This is a genomic window from Kitasatospora griseola (assembly GCF_014648555.1).
In the GTDB taxonomy this organism is placed as follows: domain Bacteria; phylum Actinomycetota; class Actinomycetes; order Streptomycetales; family Streptomycetaceae; genus Kitasatospora; species Kitasatospora griseola.
Window position 1 is genome coordinate 10772 of record NZ_BMRI01000064.1, and the last position, 3286, is coordinate 14057.

Annotated in this window: 1 protein-coding gene; it reads right to left on the reverse strand. The window is 74.6% G+C overall.

Annotated features, from left to right (window positions below; genetic code table 11):
* A partial coding sequence (locus IEZ12_RS36285) for an SDR family NAD(P)-dependent oxidoreductase (RefSeq protein WP_189278540.1) occupies window positions 1–3286 on the reverse strand: 3286 nt, incomplete at both ends.

Here is a 3286-nt window from a genome sequence, read left to right on the forward strand (position 1 = left end):
CGTCGAGAGGTAGCCCTCCAGGTCGGGCGGCTGCGCCCCGGCGCCGTAGCCCGAGGACCAGATGCCGGTGAATACGCCCGTCCGGCTGCCACGCAGCGACGTCGGATCGATCCCCGCATCCTCGAAGGTCTCCCACACGGTCTCCAGCAGCACCCGCTGCTGCGGATCCATCGCCAACGCCTCACGCGGCGAGATCCCGAAGAACGCCGCGTCGAACCCCGTCGCGTCCGCGAGGAAGCCACCCGACCGCGTGTACGACTTCCCCGGGCCACCGGCGGGATCGTAGAGACGACCCACGTCCCACCCACGATCCGACGGGAACTCGCCCACCGCATCGACCCCGCCCGACACCAGGCCCCACAACTCCTGCGCCGAGCCCACCCCACCCGGATACCGGGCACCCAGCCCGACCACCACCACCGGGTCGTCCGACACCGGCACCCCGACCGGCACGGGCGAGGCAGGGGCCTGGCGTCGGGCGCCGACGAGGAGATTCCGCAGGTGGCCGGCCAGCGCGTCGGGGGTCGGGTAGTCGAAGGTCAGCGTCGCGGGCAGCCGTACCCCGACGACCGCGGACAGGCGGTTGCGCAGTTCGACTGCCGTGAGCGAGTCGAAGCCCAGTTCCTTGAAGGCCCGGTCGGCGCCGACGGCCGCGGTGTCGGTGTGGCCGAGGACCGCGGCCGTCTGGCCGGTGACCAGGTCCAGGACGCGGCTGTGCTGCTCGGTCTCGGGCAGGGCCGCCAGTTCCCTGCCCAGGCCCGGCCGGTTCGTCCGCCGGGCGGGCCCGGTACGGGTGAGGCGGCCGAGCAGGGGGCGGGTGGACGCCGCCGACAGGTCGAGGTGTGCGGGGACCAGCACGGGTTCGTCGGCGCCCAGGGCCAGGTCGAACAGTGCCAGCGCCCGGTCCGTGGGCATCGGCAGCACACCGGCGCGGGCGAGGCGCTTGAGGTCCGTGTCGGTGAGGTTCTCGGTCAGCCCGCTGGCCTCGGCCCAGTGGCCCCAGGCCAGCGACACGCCCGGCAGCCCCAGGGCCCGCCGGTGAACGGCGAGGGCGTCCAGGAAGGCGTTCGCGGCGGCGTAGTTCGCCTGGCCCGGGCCGCCCAGCACACCGGCGGCGGACGAGAAGAGCACGAACGCGCCCAGGTCGAGGTCCTTCGTCAGCTCGTGCAGGTGCCAGGCGGCGTCGGCCTTGGGCCGCAGCACCTGGTCGATCCGGTCGGGCGTGAGGGATTCGACGACGCCGTCGTCGAGCACGCCGGCGGCGTGCACGACCGCGGTCAGCGGGTGCGCGGCCGGGATCGAGTCCAGGACGGCCGCCAGCGCGTCCCGGTCGGCCACGTCGCAGGCCACCACCTCGGCGTCGAAGTCCACCTCCGCGCCGGTCCTGCTGAGCAGGAGCAGGTGCCGGATGCCGTGCCGCTCGCGCAGGTGCCGGGCGACGAGGCGGCCCAGTGTTCCGGTGCCTCCGGTGATCAGCACGGTTCCGTTCGGGTCGAGCGGGCCGGGCACCGGGGCCGCTTCGGCCCGTACCAGCCGGGCGGCGCGGGCGGCGCCGTCGCGGACGACGAGCTGCGGTTCGTCCCCCGCGACGAGGACGCGGTCGTCGGTGTCTACGAGCACGAACCGGTCGGGGTGTTCCGCCTGGGCCGCGCGGACCAGACCCCAGACGACGCTGGACGGCAGGTCGACCGGGTCCGGCCCGACCGCCCCGCGGGTCACGACGGCCAGCCGGCCGTCCCCGTCGCGCAGGAAGTCCTGGAGCACGCCCAGCGTCTCGGCGGCGACGGTGTGCGCGGCCGCCACGGGGTCTCCCGCCGGGGCCGTGACGTGGTGGACGGCCGGAGCTTCGCCCGTGCTCTCGACGGGCACCCAGTCGAGGCGGAACAGCTGGTCGGTCCCGGCGGCCGCCAGGCCCGGCGGCCGGTGGCGCACGGTCAGCGCGTCGATCACCGCCAGCGGCCCGGCTTCGTCGGCGAGCGCGACCCGGAAGGTGTCCGGGCCGGTGGGCGTGAGGCGGACCCGGGCCGTGGAGCCGGCCTTCCGCATCGACACCCCGGCGAACGAGAACGGCAGGCGGCCGGCCGCCAGCAGGGTCAGCGGCTGGAGTGCGGCGTCGAGCAGCGCCGGGTGGAGGTCGAAGCGGTCGCGGGTGTCGACGGGCAGCGCCACCTCGGCGTAGAGCTCGTCGCCCTGCCGCCTGATCTCGCGCACGCCCGCGAACACCGGCCCGTACTCGTAGCCCTGGTCGGCGAGGGTCTCGTAGAAGTCGGTCAGGTCGACGGGCTCCCCGGCCGGCTGCCAGGGCTCGCCGGTGTCGTACGGCTGGGGGCCGTCGGCGGTCGCCAGCATGCCGGTGGCGTGCCGCAGCCAACTGCCGCCCGTCCGGGAGTGCACGGTGACGGGGCGCCGGCCCGTCCCGTCCGGCGCGCCGACGACGACCTGGACCGGCACGGAACCGTCGTCCGGCAGGATCATGGGGGCTTCCAGCACCAGTTCGTCCAGGACGTCGCAGCCTGCCTGCCGTCCGGCGTGCAGGGCGAGTTCGACGAACACGGTGCCGGGCAGCAGCACGGAGCCCAGGACGACGTGGTCGGCCAGCCACGGCCGGGTGGCCGTCGAGAGGCGGCCCGTGAGCAGGACGCTCTGGTCCCCGGCCAGTTCGACGACGGCCCCGAGCAGCGGGTGCCCGGCCGAGTCCAGTCCGGCCGCCGACACGTCGCCCTTCGCAGCGAGGGGGTTCAGCCAGTACGGCCGGTGCTGGAAGGCGTACGTCGGCAGCGGGACATGGTGGGGCTCGCCGGGGAAGACCGGCGTCCAGTCGACCGCCACGCCCTGTGTGTGCAGGCGCGCCAGGGCGAGGTGGAACTCCTGCCTGCCGCTGTCGCGGCGCAGCGTGCCGGTCACCACGCCGTCCATCACCGGCACCAGGACGGGATGCGGGCTGACCTCCACGAACACGCCGTGCCGGTGCTGCGTGAGGGTCTCGACGGCGAGGTCGAAGCGTACGGGTTCGCGGAGGTTGCGGTACCAGTAGTCGGCGTCGAGGGCGGAGGTGTCGATCTCCTCGCCGGTCACCGTGGAGTAGAAGGGGACGGCCGCGGTCCTCGGCTCGATCCCGGCGAGGTCGGTGAGCAGCTGCTCGCGGATCGCCTCGACCTGCGCGGAGTGCGCGGCGTAGTTGACGGGCAGCCGGCGGGCACGGATGCCGCCGGCCTCACAGGACGCCAGCAGCTCGTCCAGCGCGTCCAGATCACCCGACACCACCACGCTGTCCGCCGAGTTGACC